We start from the raw sequence: 23,181 nt of genomic DNA, 5'->3' as shown, positions 1-23,181 counted from the left end.
TGAGGTCTTTAGCATAACGACGCGGGAGCACACCCGTTTTCCATGCTGTCGTCCATCCTGCGAGGCAATCATGGCCGACATAAGAAAAACTTGCGGCGCCTTTAAGTTAGCCTCGTTTGTCTACTACATCGATAGAGATTTAGTCTTTCACTCAAGCCAGCACCGGCGTAAGGTTCAAAAGCGAGATCGTGCTGGCGAGGTGGAAACCCGCGCCGAGAAGCGCCCACAGGAGGCTAAGATGTTGATTTCAAGACGTTCTCTTTCGGTTGCCGTGGTTCTGGCAGCCCTCGCCGGCAGCGCCCTACCGCAACCGGCCCAGGCCGAAACCAAGCTCCTCAACGTGTCCTATGACCCGACGCGCGAGCTCTATAAGGAATTCAATGCCGCCTTCGCCGCCCATTGGAAGAAGGAAACCGGCGAGGATCTCAGCATCGAGGCCTCCCATGGCGGCTCCGGCAAGCAGGCCCGCTCGGTGATCGACGGGCTTGAGGCCGATGTCGTCACGCTCGCCTTGGCCTATGACATCGATGAAATCGCCGCCAAGGGCAAACTGCTCGATGCCGGTTGGCAGAAGAAGCTGCCGCATAATTCCTCGCCCTATACCTCGACCATCGTGTTCCTGGTGCGCAAGGGCAACCCCAAGGGCATCCAGGATTGGGGTGACCTGGTGAAGGACGGCGTCGAAGTGATCACGCCAAATCCGAAGACCTCGGGCGGTGCCCGCTGGAACTATCTTGCAGCCTGGGGCTGGGCGCTGAAGCAGCCGGGTGGCAGTGCCGAAACCGCGCAGGCCTTCGTGAAGGATCTCTATAAGCATGTGCCGGTGCTGGATAGCGGCGCCCGTGGCTCGACCACGACCTTCGTGCAGCGCGGCATCGGCGATGTGCTGCTCGCCTGGGAAAACGAGGCCTTCCTCGCAGTGAAGGAATTGGGCCCGGATCAGTTCGACATCGTGGTGCCTAGTGTCAGCATCCTCGCCGAACCGCCGGTCGCGGTCGTTGACAAGGTCGTCGATGCCCATGGCACGCGCAAAGTGGCCGAAGCCTATCTCAACTATCTCTACACGCCGGAAGGCCAGGAGATTGCCGCGAAGAATTTCTACCGCCCGACCGACCCCAAGGTGGCGGCCGAGCATGAGAAGGACTTCCCCAAGGTCAATCTCATCACCATCGACGACACGTTCGGTGGCTGGGCCAAGGCACAGCCGGAGCATTTCGGCGATGGCGGGACGTTCGACCAGATCTACCAGCCAAGCAATTGATCGATCCGATCAATAGAAATGCGAAACGGGGTCCCAAAAGGGCCCCGTTTCTGTTTCTAACTGCGTTTTATTTCTAGACGGCATCTGCGCGGCCCCAGCCGTCGCGGGTGACCTTGCCGGCGATTATCGGCGCAGCGCCGACGCTCTGGGCAATTCGTCAGCGGCGTCAAACAGCTTCATGGCCAGATTGGCGCAGGCAAGACGCAGGTCCGGCACCGCAATGATTTCCCAGAAGGTGCCTTTCGTGATCGGCCCGACGGCATGGATATCGCGTGCAGGACAACCAAAGGCATCGATCACGGCGCCGTCGGTCGTGACATCGATGCCGAGGCCCAGCGGATCCGGATGCACCTGTCCGCTGGTCAGTAGCTGCTGAATCAGCGGCTGGTCGATCATGGTTGCATCAGAGCGCGGGCCGGAACAATCGATGATGCGATCGACCTTGACCCTTTGCCGGCCCGTCTCGCCACGCAAATTGATCTCGACTTCCGTGACGTTGTCGGTGCGCGCCGTCGAGCCCATACGACCCTTGATAATCTCCAACTGTCCGCGCGCGATCGCCGCCTGTAGTCGGTTTGAGACCTGCGGCGCGCTGCGATGGCGATGAACATCCCACCAGGGCCGCAGATGCCGCAGAAAGCGCGAGCGTTCGTGCCGCGGCATTTCCTGCCACAGGCGCTGCGTATGCGGACGCAAGCCGTCAATCGCCGCCCGCCAACCCACGCCGACATTTTCGGCAGCAGCACAGGCTGCGCGCACCTGGCGCAGCAAACTGACCAGGCGCTGCCCACTGGGAGGCGGATCATATTTCCACGGTGTCGGCACGACGGCGTGGACACGCGGCAGCAAGCCGCGGCGCGACAAGGCGTAGATCTTTCCCCGATGGCCCCGGTCCAGCAGCGAGAGGACCGTATCGATGAAGGTGAGGCCGGTCCCGAGAATGAGGACGGCCGCATCGCTGGGCAGGCCAGCAAGACAGGCAGGGTTCCACGGATCGCCGAAATAGCCGGCCGCCGATTGTGCCGGCGGGAAATTGCCGACCGCCAGGACAGCATGGTCGATGTCGTAGCGCCGCCCGACGGCGAGTTCCAGGGTCAGGCCCTGCGGTCCGCGATGCAGGGCCACCGCCTCGTCGGTCACCAGGAAGAGATTATGTCCTTGGCCTTCTCGCCAGAGTTTGTCGCCCAGCAATTGCTGAATGTAATTGCCGAAGACACGGCGCGGCACGAAGGTCGACGCGCTCGGCTCGCCCGCGATTTCCACCTTCTCCTCCGGCGGCAAAGCCTGAAGCCAGCGCACGAAATGATCGGGCTCATCCGGGAAGGCGCTCATATTGCCGGCGCGCACATTCAACAGGTGATGAGGATTGCCGGTCGCATAGGCAAGGCCGCGACCAAAATTCTGATTCCGCTCGATGAGATAGATGCGGTCCTCCGCCTGGCAGCGCCGCAGCAGATGGAGCGCCAGCAACGAGCCACTGAAACCAGCGCCGACGATGGCAATGCGCCGCCCGCGCCGCTCATTGAAAGCTGCCATGATCCGGATCCGATTTGTTAGAAGGGACGATCGCCGAGAATGGTTGCGCGGTGCATCACACGCCGGTGCGGCAGGTAGTCGGCAACAGCATAATGCTGTGTCGCCCGGTTATCCCACATAGCGACACTGTTCAGCTTCCAACGGTAGCGCACCTGGAAATCCGGCTTGGCGATATGGGCGAACAGCAAATCGAGTACCGAGCGACTTTCCGTTGCAGACAATTCGTTGATGCGCGCCGTGAAACCTTCATTGACGAAAAGGCCCTTGGCGCCGGTGACCGGATGCGTGCGAATGACCGGGTGCTTCACCGGCTTGTTCTTGGCCCGCGCCGCCAGCCATTTCTTCTCTTCCGAGGGCGTCGTCGCATAACGCTCGCGCGGAAAGGATTTTTCGAAATCATGGGTTGCGGTGAGGCGTTCCAGGAAGGCGCGATAGGCCGGCGACAAGCCAGCAAAGGCCGCCTCGTTATTGACCCAGAGCGTGTCCCCGCCACTCGGTGGCAAATGCTTGGCATAAAGGACGGCACCCAAAGGCGGCGTCTCGATGAAGGTGACGTCAGTGTGCCAAGTATCATTGTCTGGCAGATTGTCGACATGAGTGTCGAGGATCAGGATCTCCGGCACGTCTTCGACCTGAGGATAGATCGGGTGCACATGGAGCTTGCCGAAGCTGGCCGCAAAGTTGCGCTGTTGCTGTGGCGTAATGATCTGGTTTTCGAAGAACAGGACCTTGTGGTCGAGCAAAGCCTGACCGAGGCGCGCCCGGCTCGCCGCATCCAGCGGTCGCGCGAGATCGATCCCCTCGACCAATCCGCCGATAACGGGACCAAGCGGTTCGACTTTGATGCGGTCGGCAACGACACGATTGCTCATCTCAACCTTCCTGCCTTGGCTTCCAAAAGAACGGTCGGTGGGGCAGTCTTTTCTTGGCCCACCCGGGATCTCATTGTGGGACAAAGCATAATCTCTACTAGATTAGTAGACAAATAAGCCTTTCTTGTCACCACGCAAGTTTTTCTTAACCAAGAATCGCCACCAGCCAAAAAGCACAAAGGAATCCAAATGGTTATCAAGAAAGACGCGCCATCCCTGGCGATTGTCGCCCACGACAAGATGAAGGATGACATGCGGGATTGGGCCGTGCGGCACGAGCGCCTGCTGGGGCGCTATCAACTCTTCGCCACAGGCACGACCGGCGGCATCGTGGCAGCCGCCTGCCACTCGCTGAAAATTAAGCGGCTGAAGAGCGGTCCATTGGGCGGCGACCAGCAGATCGGCGCTCTCATCGCCGAGCGGAAAGTGCAGGCGCTGATCTTCTTCATCGACCCGATGACGGCCCTGCCCCACGATGTCGATGTGAAGGCGCTCATTCGCCTGAGCATCCTTTACGACATCCCCTTCGCCTGCAACGCCGCAACCGCGAATCTGCTGATCGAGGGCATGGCGAGGAAATAGGCGGCCCCGGCAGAACCGGGACCGCTCATCACTTAGCTATAGGCGATCTCGGTCATCATGCCGGTCGCCATGTGCAGCAGGTTGTGGCAGTGGAACGGCCACCGCCCGCGATTGTCGGCATCAAAGGCAATGCTGACCGACCCACCAATCGGCACCAGGACGGTATCGCGCATGGCACCGTTGACCGCGCGGCCCTGCAGTTCCACCACCTGAAAATGATGGCCATGGAGATGCATCGGATGCGCCATCGGGCTGTTGTTCACCATCTCAACAATCACGCGCTGACCTTCGGTGACCTCAAGCGGTTTGTGCTGCCCGAACACCTGATCGTTGATCGACCAGACATAGGGCATCATCGATCCGGTGAGTGCCGCCCGCAGTTTCACCGCCGCAGGCTTGGACGCCAGCGGCGTCAGGGCCTTGAGTTGCATTTCGAAATCGAGGTTGAGCACAGCACTTGCCGCCTCCCCCTGCGACGCGATCTTGGCAATCGCGGCATCCGGGCTCGCAAGGATGATGCCGGTGCGCTCAGCGGCACCTTCGCGCAGCGCCAGGATCGGGAAGGCACCGCCTTCCTTGGGCAGATCCAAGAGGATATCGAGGCGCTGTCCCATGGTCATCGGAAAGCGCTGCCCCATCATCGGTTGGATGGAATTGCCATCGACCGCAAGCACCGTCCCGGTCAGCGCACCGAGATCAATGTGGAAGGCCGTCGTCGTCGCACCATTGATGAGGCGGAGAAGCACCCGCCCTCGCCGCTCGGTCCGCACGACCAGCGGATCCGAGAGGGTGCGGTCGTTGGCGAGATAGGCATCGTAATTGACGTCATTGATGTCCATCGCCGTGCTGCCATGGTCCATCGTGCCCATATCCATATCGCCCATATCCATTCCACTCATATCCATATTGGACATGTCATGGCCGGCATGGGCCATGCCAGTGCCACCGGTGAGGTCGGCCAGAATCTCCGCCGGATCGCGGAAGGTGAAATCGTGCAGCAGCACGACCACTTCCTGGACGTCCGCACTCATGTCTGCCACGCTGTGCACGATCAGGGGGGCCGCCATCAGGCGCTGTTCCTGCAGTCCGTGATGCGAATGCATCCAATGGGTGCCAGTCCGTGGCGAAAAATCGTAAGCAGCAGACGCACCGGCCTTGATCATCGGCCGGTCCTTGTCGGCAACGCCGTCCTGAGCGAAAGGCGGCGTCATGCCATGCCAGTGGATGATGGCGTCTTCCCCGGCATCGTTCTGGAGGTTGAGCTGAAAACGCTGTCCAGGATCGAGCGTCAGACCCGGCACACCATTTGGCTGCTGGATACCGAAGACAGTGGCGGCCTTGCCATTCACCTCGAGCGTACGCTGGATGATGGCCAGGTTGATGGGGGTCGCCGCGTTGGCAAAGTGCGGGACGGCGGCGAAGGTTACGAGAGAGGCGCTGCCGGCCATGAACCGACGGCGCGAGATATGCTGAAACATGTGTCGTTCCCATTCTGCGAGAGCTGAAAAGGACGCGGTTCGAGCTGTTGCCCGGCGCGTCGTTACGCGTTCACGTCAGATGAAGGATCGAGGCGGTCGCAGGGTCGGAGCGCTGGCAAGACCCGGCTGGATGGCAAGTTTCCGAGCCGACGGCAGGGACTTGGTCAATGTCGCCAGAGGCAGGCCGTTGCTCGGCAGCAGGCCCAGCGCCAGCATCGGGCAATAGCCGCCGGCGCAGCAATCCATCTTGCCATGGCCATGATTGGGCGCCTTCGGCGCGTGATGATCGCAATCCTTGGCTGGATCGCTCGCCAGATCACCCTTGGCAATGGCTTGGTCCAGCGCTTGCACCACGGGCATCGCCATGAAGCCAGCCAAAGCGAGGCCGCTCAGAAAGCAGAGAGCCATGCAGGTAAGAAGAAGCTTGCGCAAATCCCGGAACCTTACAATCGCAGCACCCGAACAATTGCCGCCTTGGCCAGATGAGATGGACAGCCCACAGGATATAGAACGCCGGTCGGCCGGGGCAAGCCTGTGCCCCGGCCAAAGCGGCATTAACCCTCGATCGTGGCCGGATGGACCTGGCCATGGTGGGAAGCTTCCGCCGTCGCGATATCGCTGGCCCTCACCTTGCGATGGTCGGAAGCGAGGAAGGTGTAGATCACCGGTAGCACGAACAGGGTGAACAAGGTGCCGATGGTCATGCCAGCGACGATGACGACCGCGATCGAGAAGCGGCTGGCAGCACCGGCGCCGCTTGCGAACATCAGCGGGATGAGGCCAGCCACCATGGCGGCAGTTGTCATGAGGATCGGCCGCAGACGCAGACCGGCAGCGATCTCCACCGCCTCCAGCTTGCTCTTGCCGTGTTTCTCCTGCTGCTCCTTCGCCACTTCGCAGATCAGGATACCGTGCTTCGTGATGAGACCGATGAGCGTTACCAGACCCACCTGGGCGTAGATGTTCATGGTGGTGACACCCAGCGCCAGGGGAATGAGGGCACCGCACATCGACAAGGGTACGCTGATCAGGATCACCAGCGGATCGCGCAGGCTTTCGAACTGTGCCGCCAGGACCAGGAAGATGATCGCCAGCGCAAAGGCAAACGTGCCATAGAGGGCACTGCCTTCTTCGATATACTGGCGCGACTGGCCGGCATATTCGACGCTGAACCCTTCCGGCAACGTTTCGTCGGCCGTCTTCTCGAGGAAGTTAAGCGCCGTTCCAAGGGAGACACCCGGCATCGGGACACCATTGATGGTGGCGGCGTTCTGCTGGTTGAACTGGTTAAGGGCGATCGGCTGCACCTCAGGCGTCATCGTCACCAGACTGGCCAGCGGGATGATGCCGCCGCTGGTCGTGCGCACGTAGAACTCACCGAGTTTCTCGGGGTCGAGCCGATCAACGCGCGCCACCTGCGGAATGACCTGGTAGCTCTTGTTATAGAGATTGAGCAGGTTGACATAGTTGCCGCCGGTCATGACCGCCAGCGTCTCAGCGATCGATGCCATGGTGACACCATAGGCCGCGGCCTTGTCGCGATCGACCTCGACCAGCGTCTGCGGTTTCTTGAACTTGAGATCGACGTCGGTATAGATGAAGAGGCCGCTCTGGCCGACCTTTTCCATGAAGCGGCTCATGACATCGTCAAGCGAGCGATAATCGGACGTCGTGTTGACCACAAACTGCACTGGGGTTCCATCGCTGCCCGGCAAGGACGGAACACCGAACACCGACGCTTTGATGCCCGGGATCGACCCCATAAGGCCCGTCAGTTCCGGGACAATTTCCTGCTGCTTCCTGGTGCGATCGGCCCACGGCTTCAGCACGGCGACACCAAAGCCATTGCTGGGGCCGTCGGTACCGTTGATCGTGAAGAAGCCGGTGATTTCCGGAATCTGGCCGACCACGCCTTTCATCTGCTCGGCGAAGCGGTTCATGTAATCAATATTGGCGCTCGTCGGACCCTGATAGGCCATGAGTGCCGCACCCTGATCTTCTTCCGGCGCCAATTCAGTCGATGTCGCTGCGAACAGGAAGTAGAGCGAGGTGACCACGATGAGCGCAAACACCACGGTCGCGGCGCGGTCATGCAGCGAACCGGTCAGCAGGCGCAAATAGACCCGCTGAACCCGATCGAACACCCGGTCAATGAGATGGGCCAGGCCCTTCTTATTGTCGTCATGCTTCAGGATCTTCGAGCACATCATCGGGCTGAGTGTCAGCGCGATGATGCCAGAGACAATAACCGCACCTGCCAGGGTCAAGGCGAATTCCTTGAACAGGGCGCCCGTAACGCCGCTCTGGAAGGCGATCGGCGCATAGACCGCAGCCAACGTGATGGTCATGGAGACGACCGGGCCAGCGATTTCGCGGGTACCGACCAGAGCTGCCTGGAACGGACTGAGCCCTTCTTCGATGTGCCGGTGAATGTTCTCTACCACCACGATGGCGTCATCGACCACCAGGCCGATCGCCAGCACCATGGCGAGCAAGGTCAGCAGGTTGATCGAGAAACCGAGCATCAGCAGGAACAGGCAGACGCCGATCATTGAAAGAGGCATGGTTACCAGCGGAATGAAGACCGACCGCAATGAGCCCATGAACAAGAAGATCACCACCATGACGATGACCGCCGCCTCGGCGATGGTCTTCACGACTTCTTCGATCGAGGCGCTGATGAAGATGGTCGAATCATAGGCGATCTGCAGCTTGACGCTTGGCGGCAGCTCCTTTTCCAGCTTCGGCAACATGTCGCGCACGTCGGAGATCACCGTCAGCACGTTGGCATCCGGCGTGGTCTTGATGCCGATGAAGACAGCCTTGTCGCCGTTCACATAGACGGAAGAATCCGTATCCTGTGGGCCAAGAGCGATACGGGCAATATCGGAAAGGCGCACCAACTGAGCACCTTCATGGCGCACCACGAGGTCGCGGAACTCCTGCTCGCTGCGAAGATCGGTGCGTGCCGTCGTGCCGACCACGTCGAACAGGCCCTTGGTGCTGCCGGCAGCAGCCTGATAATTGTTGGCAGCCAGCGCCGTATTCACTTCGCCAGCCGAGATGTTGTAGAACGCCATGCGGCTGGGATCGAGCCAGATGCGCATCGCAAATTTCTGACCGCCCAGCAATTCCGGATCGGCAACGCCCGGCACGGTCGAAAGCTTCGGCTGAATGACTCGCGTCACATAATCGGTGAGCTGGCCGGGATTCATCTCCGTGCTGGAGAAGGCTAGATACATCGCGGCGAATGTGTCGCCGGTCGATTTCACGATCACCGGGTCATTGATATCACGCGGGAGAACGGAGCGCGTCTGATTGACCTTCGCGGTGACAGCGGTCATCGCAGCGTCGGGATCTTCATTAAGGCGCACATGGACCGACACCACGCTGGAGCCGGCGGAGCTGCTGGAGGTCAGGTAATCGATGCCATCAGCGGTTGCCACCGCCTTCTGCACCGGATCGGTTACGAAGCCCTGCATCAGATCGGCATCGGCGCCGGGATAGGTGGTCGTCACGGTGATGACCGTGTTGAACAGTTCCGGATATTGCCGGACCTGCAGGGATGAGAGCGCCTTAGCCCCCAGCAGCAGAATGAGCAGGCTGATGACCGTGGCCAGAACTGGCCGCTTGATGAATATGTCGAACATCGCTGGCGTTACTCCGTCGGAATCTCGGCCGGTGTGGCCAGCGGGTTGACATCAGAAATCGCTACCTTGGAACCGTTGTCGAGCTTCAGCTGGCCGGACGTCACGATCTTGTCGCCGGCAGCGATCCCTTCCTCGATGATGATGAAGCCGTTGCGCCGCTCGCCGGTCTTGACGATCTTGCGCTCGACCAGATTCGTTTCCTGGCCCTTGTCATCCTTGGTCGTCTTGATGATGTAGATATTGTCACCATAGAGGCTGTAGCTGATGGCGGTCTGCGGCACGACGATCACTTGCTTGCGTGCCGGCAGCAGCACGTTGAGCTTGGCGAACATGCCGGGGCGCAACTGGCCATGGCTGTTGTCGAAGCGACCCTGGACCTCGACCATGCCGGTTTCCTGGTTGACCAGTGGCGCGATGGTCGAGATTTCGCCCTTGAACGTCGCCAGCGGATAGGCGTCCGTCGTCATATCGATTTCCTGGCCGACCTTCAGGCTCGACAATTCGCGCTGCGACACGCTGAAATTGATGAGCATAACGGAGAGATCCTGGATGTTGACAATTGCCTTGCCGACATCGAGATAGCCGCCGACATTGACTTTGCGGATGCCGAGCACACCGTCGAAGGGTGCGCTGATGACCTTCTTCTCGATCTGCGCCACCAGCGCCGAGACTTCAGCCGACGCCACTTCATATTCCGACTGGCGCTGCTCCAGTGTGGCCTTTGAGATGTTGTCGCTGGTGCGGAGCGATTCACCACGCGCCAGATTGGCCTTGGCAAGTTTCAGCGACGCCTGGGCGCTCTGCAGATTGCTCCGCWCCACATCGGCATCAAGGCGCAGCAGGGTCTGGCCCTGCTTCACGGTTTCGCCGGATTCGAACAGGATCTGCTGAATGAGACCCGTGACCGAGGAATTGATATCGACACCGCGGTTGGCTTCCAGCACGCCGATGGCCGGGACCTGAACCGCCCAATCCTGCTGTTCAGCCGCCGCCGCCGTGACATTGACCGCAGGCTGTGACGCAAACATGTTGGCCAGATATTCGGCGATCGCCTTGTTCTTGAAATTGATCGCCCCGAACACACCACCAAACACGATCGTGCTGCCGATGAGCATGAACAGCATTTTCCAGCGGAAAACGCCGCGAACCATCGATCTTGCAACTGTACCGGCGGACATGTGGGTCTCCTGAATCTCTGAAATCTTGTCTTAAAAAATCGATCTGCGAGGCGCCCGGTCCTTATGCGGTCCGGGCAATCTTTGGATCGGTGGCATCGGTCATCGTTGGTCCGTCGCCCAGCAGGGAAAGGGCCTTCTCGCGGATGGCCAGGCGTCGTGTTTCGTCCATCACCGGCGACCCGACCAGGCGGTGCAGCCACAGCCCATCCATGGCGAGCGCCACGAGGAGAGCCATGCTGGGATCTTCGGAATCCGCGGTGAGGCGGCGGAACGCCGTGTCGATGGTGCCTTCGAGGGGTTCCAGCAGGCTGGGATTGGTGGCAATCGCTGCCAGCAGCGCGCAGCCGGCCGGGTCCATGGTCGGCGCCGCCGGATCGAACGAGGTCGCGACCAAGGCGCGCGCCCAGCGATTGGGTCCGGGCGCCAACTGGTCGTAATGCGCCTGCTGCAACGTCTCGCATTGGCCGGCGAGACGCGCGACCATGCCCTGGATCAGCGCTTCCTTGCTCTTGAAATGATAGAGGACGCCGCCCTTGCTGATGCCAGCAATGCGCGCTGCTTCGTCCAAGGTGAGGGCCGCCACGCCTTGGGCGCGGACGACACTCAGCGCGGCATCGATAATCTGTTCGCGGGTGCTCATAGAAAATACGGCCCGATCTGGACAAAGACTATATTGCAGCGCGGGAAACTATACCGTCCAGACGGTACAGTAAAGTCACATTTAAGAGAATATTAACCCAGATCCGGCCCGGATCAGATATCGGCCGGGGCTGTTTCCTGCCGATTTTCGCCCAAAACGCCAGTGGCTGGCCGAACAGGGGCACCCGTGGCAGCCGGGATGATAATGCGGGCGACCGTCCCCTCTTCCGGCCGGCTGGTGAGCGTCACCGCGACGTGCAGGCGGTCGCACAGCATTTTGGTGATCGGCAGCCCCAATCCGACACCAGAGTTGGCGGCGACATAGGGGTTCCGCAGGGAACGGGAGAAGGGCACGAAGGCGTTGCGCAGTTCCTCCTCGCTCATGCCGATTCCGCTGTCGGCGATGGTGATGTGCGTCGTGCCGTCCTTTTCGCGCATGGCGGCGACGGCAACCCGGCCCTGGGGCTTGGTATATTTCACCGCGTTGGTCAGTAGATTGGTCAGTATCTGCCGCAAGGGCGTCTCGTCGACGCGGACTTCCAACTCGCGCGGAATATCGCTCATCCAGGTGATGCGTTTCTCGGCCCATTGCCGTTCCAACATGCGCTTGATGCCGTCGGCGATATCGGCCAGGCGCAGGGGCGGTGACACGATCCCCTCGGTGCTGCCTTCGAGCCGCGCAAATTCAAGTACCTGCTCGATGAGATGTTGCAAATGGCGGCCAAGGCCAATGATGTCGGCCACATAGCTGCGTTCCCGCTCATTGAGTTTCGCCGCCGCGGTCATTTCCAGCAATTCGGAAAAACCGATGATGCCATTGAGCGGCGTCCTCAATTCGTGGCTCATATGCGCCAGGAATTCGGATTTGATTTGACCGGCCCGGATGGCCTCGTCGAGGGCCAGTTGCGTCGCATGCATCTGCGACTGCAGATTATGCGCCATGTCGAGCAGAGCCTCCTCGGTCTGGCGAATTTCCTTGAAACCACCTTCAGGCAGTGTGAGACCGGCGAATTCGCCACTCCGCACTTTCTGTGCATTGCGCTCAAGCCGCTTGAGACCGGCGACAATCGGCTGAGAGAGCGCCATGCCGGAGAGCACGGTCACCAGGGCAATGCAGATCACCAGCCACACCACCGAATCGCGCACACCAGCAAACCAGCCCAACGGGCCCGTGCGCGGCACAGCCACGCCGACCAGCCAGGACAGACCGTGGAAATCGATCGGCGCGATTTCGGTGAGATAGCCGGCACCCTGCCAATCGAGCGCACGGTAGCCGATCGGGTGCGAACCGGCTGGCGACATGGCCGCCTGCCACACGGCCTGCAGGAGCGATGCACCGATATCGGCCATTTCCGGCAAGGTATGAGTGTGGTTGCGCGCAAGAGCACGGGCGACGGCCCCACCCGTCAGTTCCGAAGCGGCGATGACTTTGCCGGCATCGGTCAGCAGAAAGGCGCGGCCGCCGATTTCATGCTCCAGATTGCCAAAGAATTGCGACAGGTCAGCCAGCGTGATGTCGGCGCCGACCACGCAATCGCCAACGTCGCATTTGGCCGGCCGTGCCACGCTGATACCGGGCTGACGTGTGGTCCAGAAGATATAGGGTTCGGTCCAGCCGCTGTTGAGACCACGCGTGGCCGCCGCGTACCAGGGACGCAGGCGCGGATCAAAGCCATCGACCATACCCTCTTCGACCGAGATATCCTCGTAATAGGCATTGCGCCAGGTGACCCTGACATCGCGCGTCCGACGCTGCGTGTCGATCGACTTGAACATGAACTGATCGCCGGCCACGGTGTTGATGCGCATCGCATAATCGAACCCACCATCCTCGTAGCCGACATACATGCCGGAGAGATTGGGATGTGCCATCAATTGCTGCCACAGATAGCGCTGCAAAGTGGGGCGGTCATGCGCAGCCAAGGTACGGTCGGTGATCATGCGCGACGTTGCATCAGCAGCGCGCTCCGCTTCCTCCAGGAAACTGGTGGTGCGTGAAATGATATGTCCATTGGCGCTTTGCATCAGCGCCCGCGCTGCGGCATCGGTACCGCGTTGGGCAATGACGATGCCGCCGCCAATGACGGCCAGCGCCGCAAAACCCACCAGCAAAGGCAAGGCAATCAGCAGAGCCGTACGAACGGACCAGAAAGGACGCATATTGAGGACAATGCTCCTCAAATTCGAACAACACGAGACAGACTCTCGTGCTGGCGACCTTACATGACTGAGGCTGGATCGCAAGTAGGCGTTAAGCGCATCCGCCTATCTGCCGATGATGTCCGGCCGCTGCCTGACACCCAGGCCAGCCGTCGTGCTCGCGGACATGCTCTCTTGCTTCCGTTTCGGCCCACCCTCCGCGATCGAGCGCGCAACGTAGGAATTGAAGTCGGTGGCGTCGAATATGCCAGATAGGCAATGGCAGGGGTGGTGATGTCGCCACCCCCAGGTCTCCGCTATCGGCATCTGCAATCACCACATCGCTCGGCTCCGGCTCCATCGCACACGCTTCGATCGGGATCATCCTTCATCGTCTTCGATATCGATATCGTCCGCCGCACCCAGCACGCGCTTGGCGAGTGCGAAGCTGAACCCCGCTCTGGCCATGGCGGAAAGATCGCGTTTGGCCTGCACCAGCCGCTGCTCGCCGGCAATGTGCCGGGCACGGTAGCGGCCGAGCCGGCGGCGTTTGGCATAGGCAACCGCCGCCGCTTCCTCGGTATCGCCGAACTCTTCGACGAGGCCCTCCATCGCCGTACCGTGCATGTCCTGAGAAATGCCCAATTGCGCAAGTTTGGCGCCGATCTGCCGTCGGGACGTGCCGCGCCGGGTGAGGCTCGCTGCCTTCATGCCGGCAAAGGCCTGGTCATCGAGAAAGCGATTGCGCTCCAGCTTTTCGATCACTGCCGGGATCGCCGCCAGCATTTCTGCCGGATCGTCACCATGAAAATGCGCCGATTTCCGAATGCGGCGCGTCAGCATCTCCTGGACGCGCTTCTTGGTCGTCGCAAAACGCGCGAGATAATCGAGGGCGATCTGATCGAGATCAGTGATCGCAACGCGGCGGGGTCGGCGGTCGGCCATGATATGAAGATTCCTTCACCACAGCTTTGCAGATTCCTACCTCAGAGACAAATATCTGCGGCACCGTCTGGAAACTGCCCGAAATCCGGTCTATCAATTCCGCGCCCTGTTTCGCGGGTTTTGGGGGAGCGCCGTCGAGATGTCCGAGTCGATTTTCGCCGCCGACTACAAGAATGAAGCCTATTGGTGGGAGGCAGCGCCCCGGCCGGATCGACGTGCAACCACCTTGCCGGCCAGGGTCGATGTGCTGGTGATCGGTTCCGGCTATACCGGCCTGATGGCAGCGCGCGAAACCGCCAAGGGCGGCCGTTCCACCCTGGTGCTGGATGCGGAAGCAGCCGGCTTCGGCTGCTCCAGCCGCAACGGTGGCCAGGTTTCGACCAGCATCAAGCCCAGCTACGGCGAACTCTCGGGTCGACTCAACCAGGACGTGGCCTATGGCATCCGGCGCGAAGGTATCAACGCGCTCGCCTATATCGGTGACCTGATCAAGGGCGAGACTCTGAATTGCGATTGGGAAATAAGTGGCCGCTTCCATGCCGCTCACAATCCCAAACAATATGAGACGCTCGCCAAAAGCCTCGCCGACCAGCCCAAGGATCTTGCCAGCCCCTATTTCATGGTGCCAAAAGCAGAGCAGGCGACGGAGATCGACAGTCCGTTCTATCATGGTGGCGCTGTGTATTCGAACCATGGCGCCCTCCATCCCGGCAAGTTCCATCTGGAATTGCTGCGTCTCGCGGAAAGTGCCGGCGCGGAGGTCGTGGGCTATTGTCCGGTTATGGCGCTGGCAAAGGATGCGGCCGGCTTCACCGTCACGACGCCGCTCGGCAAGGTTTCCGCGCGCGACGTGATCGTCGCCACCAACGGCTATACCGGACCGCTCACCCCCTGGCACCGCCGGCGCGTCATCCCGATCGGCAGCTATATCATCGCGACCGAGGAATTGCCGCTGGAACTGACCAGCCGCCTGTTGCCGACCAACCGCATGATTTCCGATACCAGGAAGCTGGTCTTCTATTACCGCCTGTCGCCGGACAAACGCCGCATCCTGTTCGGTGGTCGCGTCGCCTACAAGGAGAACGACCCCAAGGTCAGCGCACCAAAGCTGCACAATTGGATGTCGCTGATCTTCCCGGACGTGAAATCAACGAAGGTCACCCATAGCTGGATGGGCTATGTCGCCTATACCTTCGACACGCTGCCGCATATCGGGCGTCAGGATGGCCTGTGGTACGCGATGGGCTATTGCGGCTCCGGCGTCTCGCTCGCCACCTATTTCGGCATGAAGATCGGCCAGCAGGTCCTGGGCAAGGCCGATGGTAAATCGGCCCTCGATAACGTTCCCTTCCAGACACGCCCGCTTTATGAGGGCAATCCCTGGTTCCTCGCACCCTCGATCCTCTACTACCGGATCAAGGATTCGCTGCCGATTTGAGGTTGGCTTTCTCATTTTAAATCGTCATCCCCGGGCGAAGACCCGGAGATCCACTGCGGCAGTTGATGGCGTGGATGCCCGGGTCAAGCCCGGGCATGGCGGTGAGAGTGGCGCAGTATTATCTTCTCGCCCGGAAGAAGCTCCTCAGCAACTCAGCACTACGCGCTTCGCCGACACCGCCAACAACCTCCGGCCGGTGGTGGCAGGTAGGCAGGGTGTAGATCTTGGGGCCGCTTTCCACCCCACCGCCTTTGGGGTCGGGGGCGGCATAGATCACTCGCCGCAGCCGCGCAAACGAGATCGCGGTGGCGCACATCGGGCAGGGTTCCAGGGTCACATAGAGATCGGCGAAAGGCAGGCGTTTTTCCTTCCGTCCCATGGCGACCGCCCGAATGACCAGCATTTCGGCATGCGCCGTGGGGTCATGCAGCTCCTCGACCCGATTGTGGTCGGCCGCCAGGACCTCCCCGCTCATAGGATCGACCAGGACGGCACCGATCGGCACTTCGTCGCGCTGGAAGGCCGCTTCCGCCTGCCGGAAGGCCAAATCCATGAAATTGACCGGCGGATGGGGGGGTAAGTCAGTCATTTCAGCATGTTCGCTACCGCCGAAGGTCCGGTCAAGCACCCCTCTAACCCATGTGTCACACTTGTATCAGGGTGAGCGATATGAAATAGCTTGCCCAGAAATCCTGCCAGCGCCGCCAATCCTCGACAATTCAGGGTATTTCCGGTCCGGCGCGCGGGTAAATTTGGAGCCAAACCATGACCAATCCTCTCATCGGCCTCACTTTGGATGTCGATGCGCCGCGAGGCCTTTCCAAGGCACCGCATTATTCACTGCGCGCCACCTATACCCAGGCGGTGTCGTATGCCGGCGGCCTGCCGATGTGCCTGCCCCATGAGCCTGACATGGTCGAGGCCTATGCCGACACCATCGCCGGCCTGGTCGTGACCGGTGGCGGCTTCGACGTCAACCCGGCCCTGTTCGGCGAAAACACCAAGCACGCGACGGTGCGCACCAAGGAAGGCCGTACCTCGTTCGAGCTCGGTATCGTGAAGGCGATGCTGAAGCGCAACAAGCCGGTGCTGGGCATTTGCGGCGGCGAGCAACTGATCAACGTCATCTTGGGCGGCACCCTCATTCAGCATATCGAGGACGAGGTCGCGGATTCACTGCTCCACGAACAACCCAACCCGCGCAACGAGGCCGGCCACAAGGTCAAGCTCACGCCGGGTTCGCTCCTGCAGCGGATCGTGGGCGGCACGGAATTGCCGGTGAACAGCGCGCATCATCAGGCGGTGAAATCAGTCGGCACCGGCGTGGTCGTGAATGCGACGGCGCCCGATGGGGTCATCGAGGGGATCGAGGATCCACGCTATAAATTCTGCCTCGGCGTGCAATGGCATCCAGAGCTCAACGTCACGGCGGGCGACGCCAAGATCCTCACGGCCTTCGTTGACGCGGCCAAAGCAGCATGAGCAAGGATCAGAAGCGTATCAAAAGCGCCCATGCCGGCGAACGCATCGCCAAGCTCATGGCGCGCGTCGGCCTCTGTTCGCGCCGCGATGCCGAAGTCTGGATCGCCAATGGCCGGGTCAGCGTCAATGGCACGGTGCTGACCTCCGCCGCCATGAATGTCGGCACCAAGGATGTGATTCTTGTTGATGGCCAGCCGCTGCCGGAAAAACAGCTCTCCCGGGTCTGGCTCTATTATAAGCCCAAGGGCTTGATGACGACGGCCTATGACCCGGAAGGCCGCGCCACCGTGTTCGACAATCTGCCGTCCGACATGCCGCGCGTGATTTCGATCGGCCGACTGGATTTGAATTCCGAAGGCCTGCTGCTGCTCACCAATGATGGCGAACTTGCCCGCAGGCTGGAACTGCCGACCACCGCCTGGATCCGCCGCTACCGTGTGCGCGTCAACGGCCGCTTCGATCCGAAACTGCTCGACGGGCTCAAGGACGGCATCGAGATCGACGGTGTGCGTTATGGCCCAATCATCGCCTCCTTCGATCGCCAACAGGGTGCCAACGCCTGGCTCAACATGGCGCTGACCGAGGGCAAGAACCGCGAAATCCGCCGCATCTGCCAGCATTTCGGCTGGCCGGTGAGCCGCCTCATCCGCGTCGGCTATGGCCCCTTCCGCCTGGAGGAGATGGAACCGGGCCAGGTCCATGAAGTCAAAGGCAAGTTGCTGAAAGAACAACTGCAGTTTGGTAACGACTATCGGCACGAGGAAAAGGCCGATCCAGACAAAGCGGCTCAGGAATCCGACAATCGCCGCGCCCGCCGCGAGCGCCCGGTTTTCGACAAGGGGCCTGACAAGCGCACGCGCGAAAAGAACATGCCGCGCGGCGAGCGCCCCGAGCGAGGGGCTCGATCGGAACGTGATGCAAGGGCCGGCAGCACCGAACGGCCAACCCGTGACGAAGCGCCGGTACGCAATCAACGGCCGGGGCGCAACGAACGCATGGCCCGCGCCGATGGCGCACCACCGCGCTTCGAACGGCCGGCGCGCAGTGATAAACCAAACCGGGACAAGCCGAGCTGGGGCAACAAGCCGGAACGTGGTGACCGCCCAGGCAACCGGCCGGAACGCTTCGAACGGCCAGCACGTGCAGATCAAGCCAGCCGCACTGAGCGCCCCCTCCGCGATGACCGCGCACCGCGAACCGAGCGGCCGTCCCGCAGCGACGCTCCCCCACGCGGCGACAAGCCAAGCTGGGCCGATAAGCCGCGGCGAAACGATACCGCCGGCCGCAATGATCGGCCCGATCGGAGCGAACGGCCTGCCTATGTGAAGCGACCTACCCGAGACGAAAGGCCCTCGCGTGACGAACGGCCGGCCCGCAGCGAAAAGCCGAGCTGGTCGAGGCAGCCTGATCGTGATGATCAGCCAGTGCGCCAGGAGCGTGCGCGCCGCAATGATCGCGGCGCACGCAATGAACAGATGGCACGCAGCGATACCCCGACCCGTGCGCCCAAGGCTGGATTGAAACCCGGCTGGGCGAAGAACAAGCCGTCGAAGCCGCAGCCCGGTACCGGCCGCAAGCCCGATCGCGACCGCGCCATCAAGGACGAGCGCTACGCAAGGAGCGAACGGCCGGCACAGGAAGAACGGCCGCGCAAGACTTTTGCGAAACCGGCAAGCGACAAACCACGCGGCGACAAACCACGCGGCGATAGACCACGGGGCGAGAAGCCGAAGGGTAGTGGGCCGAAGGGCAAACCAGGTTCCGGTAATGCGCGTCGATTCAGGTAGTCATCGCGGCACAAGGCTGGCAGTCCCGGAAGGCAGTGATGTACGCCCGACCTCGGACCGGGCGCGTCAGGCGATTTTCAACATCCTCGTCCATGGTCACGATGCCGTGGCCGAGGCCAAGGTGCTGGATGTTTTTGCCGGCTCCGGTGCCCTGGGGTTGGAGGCGCTGTCGCGTGGTGCCGCGTCGCTCATCGCGATCGAAAAGGATCGTGGCGCCGCCGACTGCATTAAACTGAACGTCGCCGCCTGCCACGAAGCCCAACGCACGACGATCGTGCTGGGGGACGCGCTCAACCCACCGGAAGCGCATCGCCACGCGCGCTTCACGCCGGCCAATCTCGTGTTTCTCGATCCGCCTTACGGCCAGGATCTGATCGTCCCGGCGCTGACCGCCCTTGACCGCCGTGGCTGGATCGCCGGCAACGCACTTATTGTGGTGGAGATGGCCGGCCGCGACGCCTTTACCCCGCCCCATGGCTTCGATCTGGTCGATGAACGCCGTTACGGTAAAGCCCGCATCGTCTTCCTGCGTCACGACGCCTGAATTTTACGCGGCAGCAGGAACAATGCGAGGCCAGCGACATTCACGCCGGCTGCCAGGATGAAGGCGATCGACGCCCCCAATTGATCCCAGGCCAGTCCCATCGCGGCCGAGCCTGTGAAGATGGCGATACCGGCGGCCAGATTGAAGACACCGAAGGCCGTGCCGCGGAGATGCGGCGGCGCATAGTCCGCGACCAGCGCCGAGAAGATACCTTGCGTGAAGGCAAGGTGCAGGCCCCAGAGCCCGGCACCGACCCATACCAAGAGCGGCCCCGTCGCCAACGCCATGGCGCCGTGCGACAGGATCAATAGGGCAAAGCCCAAGGCGATCACACGGTTGCGGCCAATGCGGTCCGACCAGATGCCGGCAAACGGCGTCAATGGTACCGACACCAAGTTCATGACCACCAGGGTCATAGGTGCCCAGGCGGCATCGACGCCGACATCCTGGGCGCGCAGGATTTGGAACGCTTCGGAAAAGCGCGGCAGCAGCAACAGGAACAGGAACGCCATCGCCAGCCAGAATGGCCCACCGAGAAGGCGCAGTTCGCTCAGCCGCAAGGGAAAGGGGCGTTTCACGCGCGGCTCGGTTGCGGCGGGTTCCCGCACACCCACCAGCATCACTGAAACGGAGAGCAATGCCGGCACGACCGCCCACCACAGGACCGGCGTCACGTCGCCAGCATAAAGCTGCAACAGCAGAATGGCCGCCAACGGACCAAGGACGGCACCTATATTGTCCATCGCCTGCCGCACGCCATAGGCATAGCCGCGATGTTCCGGCGCCACCCAATCGGCAATGAGCGCATCGCGCGGTGCCCCACGGACACCCTTGCCGAATCGATCGGCAAAGCGGCCGACGAACACCATGAAAGGCGTCGCTGCCACCGGAAAGATCGCCTTGGAGCAGGCGCTCAAGGCATAGCCGAAGGCCGCGATATATTTGCGGCTCTGCCAATAATCGCTGAGTGCGCCGGAAAATATCTTGGTGGTCGATGCCGTCGCTTCCGCCAACCCGTCGATGATGCCGACCAGGAAGATGCTGCTGCCCATCGCATTGACCAGGAGCAGCGGCAGCACCGCATGCACGATCTCGCTCGACCCATCCATCAGCAGGCTGGTGAGCCCCAGCATCCAGATCGTTCCAGGAAGCCGGGGCCGGCGCAAAGCCTCGCTCATCGACGCCCGAACAGCCGCTCGATATCGGAGAGCTTCAATTCGACATAAGTCGGGCGGCCATGGTTGCATTGCCCCGAATGCGGTGTCGCCTCCATCTGGCGCAACAGCGCATCCATTTCGGCAGGCAGCAGTTGCCGCCCGGCGCGTACCGAGCCATGACAGGCCATGGTGCCGCAAATGTCCTCAAGCTTTTCCTTGAGGCTCAAGGCAGCGCCGAGCTCGGCGATTTCTTCGGCAAGATCCCGCACCAGGCCTTTGACATCGCTCTGTCCAAGGAGGGCCGGTACTTCGCGCACGGCGATGGCATCATGGCCGAATGCCTCGATGGCGAGGCCCAATTCTTCCAGCTCTGCGCTGCGGGCAAGCAGCGCACCCACCAGCTTCGCCGGCAATTCCACGATCTCAGGGATCAGCAGTGCCTGGCGTTGCACGCCAGTCCCCGCCAGCGCCACCTTCATGCGCTCCAGCACCAGGCGTTCGTGGGCGGCGTGCTGGTCGACGATCACCATGCCGTCCTTGGTCTGCGCCACGATATAGGTGCCGAAAATCTGCGCCCGCGCGATGCCCAGCGGGTAATCCTGCTGAGGCACATTATCCTGCGTCAGATAATCCTGGGGCACATGCGCCATGCCGGAGGGGCGCGCCATTTCCGGTGATAGGGGTGCAAAAGCCGCCATCGCCTGCTGCACCACGCCGGCATTGAAGCGATTGACCTGGCCGTTGCCACCATGCATCGCCTGATAAGCAGTCGGCAGTGGCGCGGAAACGCCCGTCATGGTGCCGAAGGAAGCGATGGCTGCCCTTGCAACGGTCGTCGAAGCACGATGGCCGGCGGCATCCATGGCGCGGCGGATGGCGCCGACGATAAGACCGCGCACCAGGGCCGGATCCTGGAAGCGTACTTCCGCTTTGGCTGGATGCACGTTCACATCGACGAGATCCGGCGGGCATTCCAGGAACAAAGCCACCAGCGGATGCCGGTCGCGCGCCAGGAACTCCTGATAGGCACCACGGATGGCGCCCTGCAGCAGCCGGTCGCGCACCGGCCTGCCATTGACGAAAAGATATTGTGACGCTGCCGTGGCCCGGTTGAGCGTCGGCAGACCGGCAAAGCCGGTGAGGTGCAGTCCCTCCCGCTCAACGGCCAGCGCCACGGCGTTCTCGGCAAAATCGCGCCCCATCACATCGCCCAGGCGCTTCAAGCGCGCGGCGTCCGGCGTTTCCATGAGATCGGCCTGCGCGGCGTCGAGGCGCAAAACTTGTCTGCCGTCGTCAGTGAGTGAAAAGGCGATATCGGGATGCGCCATGGCGAGGCGCTCCAGGATTTCGACCACGGCATTCTGTTCCGAGCGTGCGGTCTTGAGAAATTTGAGACGCGCCGGCACCGCATAGAAGAGATCGCGCAATTCGACCCGCGTGCCGGATGTCAGCGCGGTTGGTTCAGGTCCCTGCTTCTCGCCACCTTCGACGCGGATGATCCAGCCTTCCTCGGCACCCCGTGCGCGGCTGGCGATGGACAGGCGTCCGACGGCGCCGATCGAGGGCAAGGCTTCACCACGGAAGCCGAAGAAGCCGATATGGACCAGATCGTCGTCGGGCAATTTCGAAGTGGCATGCCGTTCGATCGCCAGCGCCAGCTCCTTGGGCGCCATGCCATGGCCATCATCGGTGACGCTGATGAAGCTCTTGCCACCTTCGCGCAGTTCGACGGCGACGCGGTTGGCACCCGCATCGACGGCATTCTCGACCAACTCCTTCACCACCGAGGCGGGTCGTTCAATGACCTCGCCGGCAGCGATCTGGTTGACGAGATTGGCTGGCAAAAGGCGAATCGGCATGGGCAGCAGTCTAGCACCATGCCGCTGACAGGTTGTACTGTGACGATCCCAGACTTGCCCCGCGGTCCCGGCAATGGCTGAATGGCCCGCAACCTCACCAGAACCGGATAGCCAACGCCATGGGTGCTGCTCATCAGGAATTTCCCGCGGCCGACGATTATGGCCGTGGGCTCAAGGGCTTCGGGGTCAATCTGCTGGTCCGTGACGTCATGCGCACGGTCGCTTTTGCGCGCGAAATCCTGCTGGCTGAAACTGCCATAGCCGATAAGGATTTTGCAGTCCTGCGCCACCGGGTGAACGGCCATGTGCTGGCGGAATGGATGCTGCATGCCGACGGCACCTATCACAGCAACCCGCTCCTCGGCCTGCTGCCCGAAAGCGGTGTGCGCGGGGCGGGGGCGGAACTGCGACTCTATCACCTCGACCCCGATGCCGCTGTCGCTCGCGCCAAGAAGCTTGACTATGTCGTGCTTATGGAACCCGCAGACAAACCCCACGGCATGCGCGAAACCTATATCCTGGACCCGGACGGTTACTGCTGGGTGGTGAGCTTGCCGCTGGCGAAGAGGGCATAATCGCAAGGGTCGAGACTGGCATACCCCCCTCCCCAACCCTCCCCCTCAAGGGGGGAGGG

19 protein-coding genes are annotated in these 23,181 nt (G+C 61.6%); 7 read left to right on the top strand and 12 right to left on the bottom strand.

What is annotated here, in order from left to right:
- Positions 1-238: 238 nt before the first annotated feature.
- The gene (locus AC1DWZ_RS10595; RefSeq protein WP_477168854.1) at positions 239-1,261 is read left to right on the top strand and encodes a sulfate ABC transporter substrate-binding protein; all 1,023 of its coding nucleotides are present in this window, start codon (positions 239-241) and stop codon (positions 1,259-1,261) included.
- Positions 1,262-1,384: 123 nt separating this feature from the next.
- Here the strand turns inward: AC1DWZ_RS10595 and AC1DWZ_RS10590 are convergent, their stop codons facing one another.
- Complete coding sequence (locus AC1DWZ_RS10590; protein ID WP_477168853.1) at positions 1,385-2,797, bottom strand: FAD/NAD(P)-binding protein; 1,413 nt, start codon at positions 2,795-2,797, stop codon at positions 1,385-1,387.
- A 17-nt stretch (positions 2,798-2,814) separates the two neighbouring features.
- The gene (gene tauD / locus AC1DWZ_RS10585; RefSeq protein ID WP_477168852.1) at positions 2,815-3,669 is read right to left on the bottom strand and encodes a taurine dioxygenase; all 855 of its coding nucleotides are present in this window, start codon (positions 3,667-3,669) and stop codon (positions 2,815-2,817) included.
- Positions 3,670-3,858: 189 nt separating this feature from the next.
- On the opposite strand from tauD, the gene AC1DWZ_RS10580 reads away from it, so the two are divergent.
- Positions 3,859-4,251 (top strand): methylglyoxal synthase, encoded by a 393-nt coding sequence (locus AC1DWZ_RS10580; RefSeq protein WP_477168851.1) that lies wholly within the window; start codon positions 3,859-3,861, stop codon positions 4,249-4,251.
- A gap of 32 nt (positions 4,252-4,283) precedes the next feature.
- Here the strand turns inward: AC1DWZ_RS10580 and AC1DWZ_RS10575 are convergent, their stop codons facing one another.
- The 7 genes from AC1DWZ_RS10575 to AC1DWZ_RS10545 form a co-directional block, all read right to left on the bottom strand.
- Positions 4,284-5,729 carry a multicopper oxidase family protein gene (locus tag AC1DWZ_RS10575; protein ID WP_477168850.1) on the bottom strand — a complete coding sequence of 482 codons (1,446 nt, stop codon included), beginning with the start codon at positions 5,727-5,729 and terminating at the stop codon, positions 4,284-4,286.
- 75 nt (positions 5,730-5,804) lie between these two features.
- Positions 5,805-6,161 (bottom strand): hypothetical protein, encoded by a 357-nt coding sequence (locus AC1DWZ_RS10570; protein WP_477168849.1) that lies wholly within the window; start codon positions 6,159-6,161, stop codon positions 5,805-5,807.
- Positions 6,162-6,283: 122 nt separating this feature from the next.
- Positions 6,284-9,379 (bottom strand): efflux RND transporter permease subunit, encoded by a 3,096-nt coding sequence (locus AC1DWZ_RS10565; RefSeq protein ID WP_477168848.1) that lies wholly within the window; start codon positions 9,377-9,379, stop codon positions 6,284-6,286.
- A gap of 8 nt (positions 9,380-9,387) precedes the next feature.
- Complete coding sequence (locus AC1DWZ_RS10560) at positions 9,388-10,557, bottom strand: efflux RND transporter periplasmic adaptor subunit (RefSeq protein ID WP_477168847.1); 1,170 nt, start codon at positions 10,555-10,557, stop codon at positions 9,388-9,390.
- Between the two features lie 61 nt (positions 10,558-10,618).
- Positions 10,619-11,197, bottom strand: coding sequence for a TetR/AcrR family transcriptional regulator (locus tag AC1DWZ_RS10555; protein ID WP_477168846.1), 579 nt, complete (start codon positions 11,195-11,197; stop codon positions 10,619-10,621).
- 113 nt (positions 11,198-11,310) lie between these two features.
- The gene (locus AC1DWZ_RS10550) at positions 11,311-13,356 is read right to left on the bottom strand and encodes a sensor histidine kinase (protein WP_477168845.1); all 2,046 of its coding nucleotides are present in this window, start codon (positions 13,354-13,356) and stop codon (positions 11,311-11,313) included.
- Positions 13,357-13,716: 360 nt separating this feature from the next.
- Entirely contained in the window at positions 13,717-14,280 is a 564-nt protein-coding gene (locus tag AC1DWZ_RS10545; protein WP_477168844.1) for a regulatory protein RecX, read from the bottom strand.
- Between the two features lie 139 nt (positions 14,281-14,419).
- Between AC1DWZ_RS10545 and AC1DWZ_RS10540 the strand changes: the two genes are divergently transcribed.
- Entirely contained in the window at positions 14,420-15,718 is a 1,299-nt protein-coding gene (locus tag AC1DWZ_RS10540; protein ID WP_477168843.1) for an NAD(P)/FAD-dependent oxidoreductase, read from the top strand.
- 118 nt (positions 15,719-15,836) lie between these two features.
- Here the strand turns inward: AC1DWZ_RS10540 and AC1DWZ_RS10535 are convergent, their stop codons facing one another.
- Positions 15,837-16,307 (bottom strand): nucleoside deaminase, encoded by a 471-nt coding sequence (locus tag AC1DWZ_RS10535; RefSeq protein WP_477168842.1) that lies wholly within the window; start codon positions 16,305-16,307, stop codon positions 15,837-15,839.
- Between the two features lie 176 nt (positions 16,308-16,483).
- On the opposite strand from AC1DWZ_RS10535, the gene AC1DWZ_RS10530 reads away from it, so the two are divergent.
- The 3 genes from AC1DWZ_RS10530 to rsmD are packed head-to-tail and all read left to right on the top strand — an operon-like array spanning position 16,484 to position 19,531.
- Positions 16,484-17,200: a gamma-glutamyl-gamma-aminobutyrate hydrolase family protein gene (locus tag AC1DWZ_RS10530; RefSeq protein WP_477168841.1), complete on the top strand. Its 717-nt coding sequence runs from the start codon at positions 16,484-16,486 to the stop codon at positions 17,198-17,200.
- A complete protein-coding gene (locus AC1DWZ_RS10525; protein ID WP_477168840.1) occupies positions 17,197-18,987 on the top strand; it encodes a pseudouridine synthase in 1,791 nt (596 codons plus the stop codon). Before AC1DWZ_RS10530 ends, AC1DWZ_RS10525 begins: the two co-directional genes overlap by 4 nt.
- A complete protein-coding gene (rsmD, locus tag AC1DWZ_RS10520) occupies positions 18,968-19,531 on the top strand; it encodes a 16S rRNA (guanine(966)-N(2))-methyltransferase RsmD (RefSeq protein ID WP_477168839.1) in 564 nt (187 codons plus the stop codon). Before AC1DWZ_RS10525 ends, rsmD begins: the two co-directional genes overlap by 20 nt.
- Here rsmD and AC1DWZ_RS10515 read toward each other — a convergent pair.
- The gene (locus tag AC1DWZ_RS10515; protein WP_477168838.1) at positions 19,519-20,664 is read right to left on the bottom strand and encodes an MFS transporter; all 1,146 of its coding nucleotides are present in this window, start codon (positions 20,662-20,664) and stop codon (positions 19,519-19,521) included. The two genes, rsmD and AC1DWZ_RS10515, sit on opposite strands and share 13 nt — an antisense overlap.
- A gap of 41 nt (positions 20,665-20,705) precedes the next feature.
- The gene (gene mutL / locus AC1DWZ_RS10510) at positions 20,706-22,547 is read right to left on the bottom strand and encodes a DNA mismatch repair endonuclease MutL (protein WP_477168837.1); all 1,842 of its coding nucleotides are present in this window, start codon (positions 22,545-22,547) and stop codon (positions 20,706-20,708) included.
- Between the two features lie 119 nt (positions 22,548-22,666).
- Here mutL and AC1DWZ_RS10505 point away from each other — a divergent pair, with 119 nt between their 5' ends.
- Positions 22,667-23,122: a VOC family protein gene (locus AC1DWZ_RS10505; protein ID WP_477168836.1), complete on the top strand. Its 456-nt coding sequence runs from the start codon at positions 22,667-22,669 to the stop codon at positions 23,120-23,122.
- Positions 23,123-23,181: the final 59 nt, after the last annotated feature.

The sequence above is a fragment of the Dongia sp. P2_B8 genome (assembly GCF_056404715.1).
This window is presented reverse-complemented; position numbering and strand designations above follow the sequence as displayed.

Coding starts and splice junctions, on each gene's coding strand:
- AC1DWZ_RS10595 (WP_477168854.1), top strand. CDS start 239: ATGTTGATTTCAAGACGTTCTCTTTCGGTTGCCGTGGTTCTGGCAGCC.
- AC1DWZ_RS10550 (WP_477168845.1), bottom strand. CDS start 13,356: ATGCGTCCTTTCTGGTCCGTTCGTACGGCTCTGCTGATTGCCTTGCCT.
- AC1DWZ_RS10565 (WP_477168848.1), bottom strand. CDS start 9,379: ATGTTCGACATATTCATCAAGCGGCCAGTTCTGGCCACGGTCATCAGC.
- AC1DWZ_RS10530 (WP_477168841.1), top strand. CDS start 16,484: ATGACCAATCCTCTCATCGGCCTCACTTTGGATGTCGATGCGCCGCGA.
- mutL (WP_477168837.1), bottom strand. CDS start 22,547: ATGCCGATTCGCCTTTTGCCAGCCAATCTCGTCAACCAGATCGCTGCC.
- AC1DWZ_RS10545 (WP_477168844.1), bottom strand. CDS start 14,280: ATGGCCGACCGCCGACCCCGCCGCGTTGCGATCACTGATCTCGATCAG.
- AC1DWZ_RS10580 (WP_477168851.1), top strand. CDS start 3,859: ATGGTTATCAAGAAAGACGCGCCATCCCTGGCGATTGTCGCCCACGAC.
- rsmD (WP_477168839.1), top strand. CDS start 18,968: ATGCGCGTCGATTCAGGTAGTCATCGCGGCACAAGGCTGGCAGTCCCG.
- AC1DWZ_RS10515 (WP_477168838.1), bottom strand. CDS start 20,664: ATGCTGGGGCTCACCAGCCTGCTGATGGATGGGTCGAGCGAGATCGTG.
- AC1DWZ_RS10555 (WP_477168846.1), bottom strand. CDS start 11,197: ATGAGCACCCGCGAACAGATTATCGATGCCGCGCTGAGTGTCGTCCGC.
- AC1DWZ_RS10505 (WP_477168836.1), top strand. CDS start 22,667: ATGGGTGCTGCTCATCAGGAATTTCCCGCGGCCGACGATTATGGCCGT.
- AC1DWZ_RS10525 (WP_477168840.1), top strand. CDS start 17,197: ATGAGCAAGGATCAGAAGCGTATCAAAAGCGCCCATGCCGGCGAACGC.
- AC1DWZ_RS10590 (WP_477168853.1), bottom strand. CDS start 2,797: ATGGCAGCTTTCAATGAGCGGCGCGGGCGGCGCATTGCCATCGTCGGC.
- AC1DWZ_RS10540 (WP_477168843.1), top strand. CDS start 14,420: ATGTCCGAGTCGATTTTCGCCGCCGACTACAAGAATGAAGCCTATTGG.
- tauD (WP_477168852.1), bottom strand. CDS start 3,669: ATGAGCAATCGTGTCGTTGCCGACCGCATCAAAGTCGAACCGCTTGGT.
- AC1DWZ_RS10575 (WP_477168850.1), bottom strand. CDS start 5,729: ATGTTTCAGCATATCTCGCGCCGTCGGTTCATGGCCGGCAGCGCCTCT.
- AC1DWZ_RS10535 (WP_477168842.1), bottom strand. CDS start 16,307: ATGACTGACTTACCCCCCCATCCGCCGGTCAATTTCATGGATTTGGCC.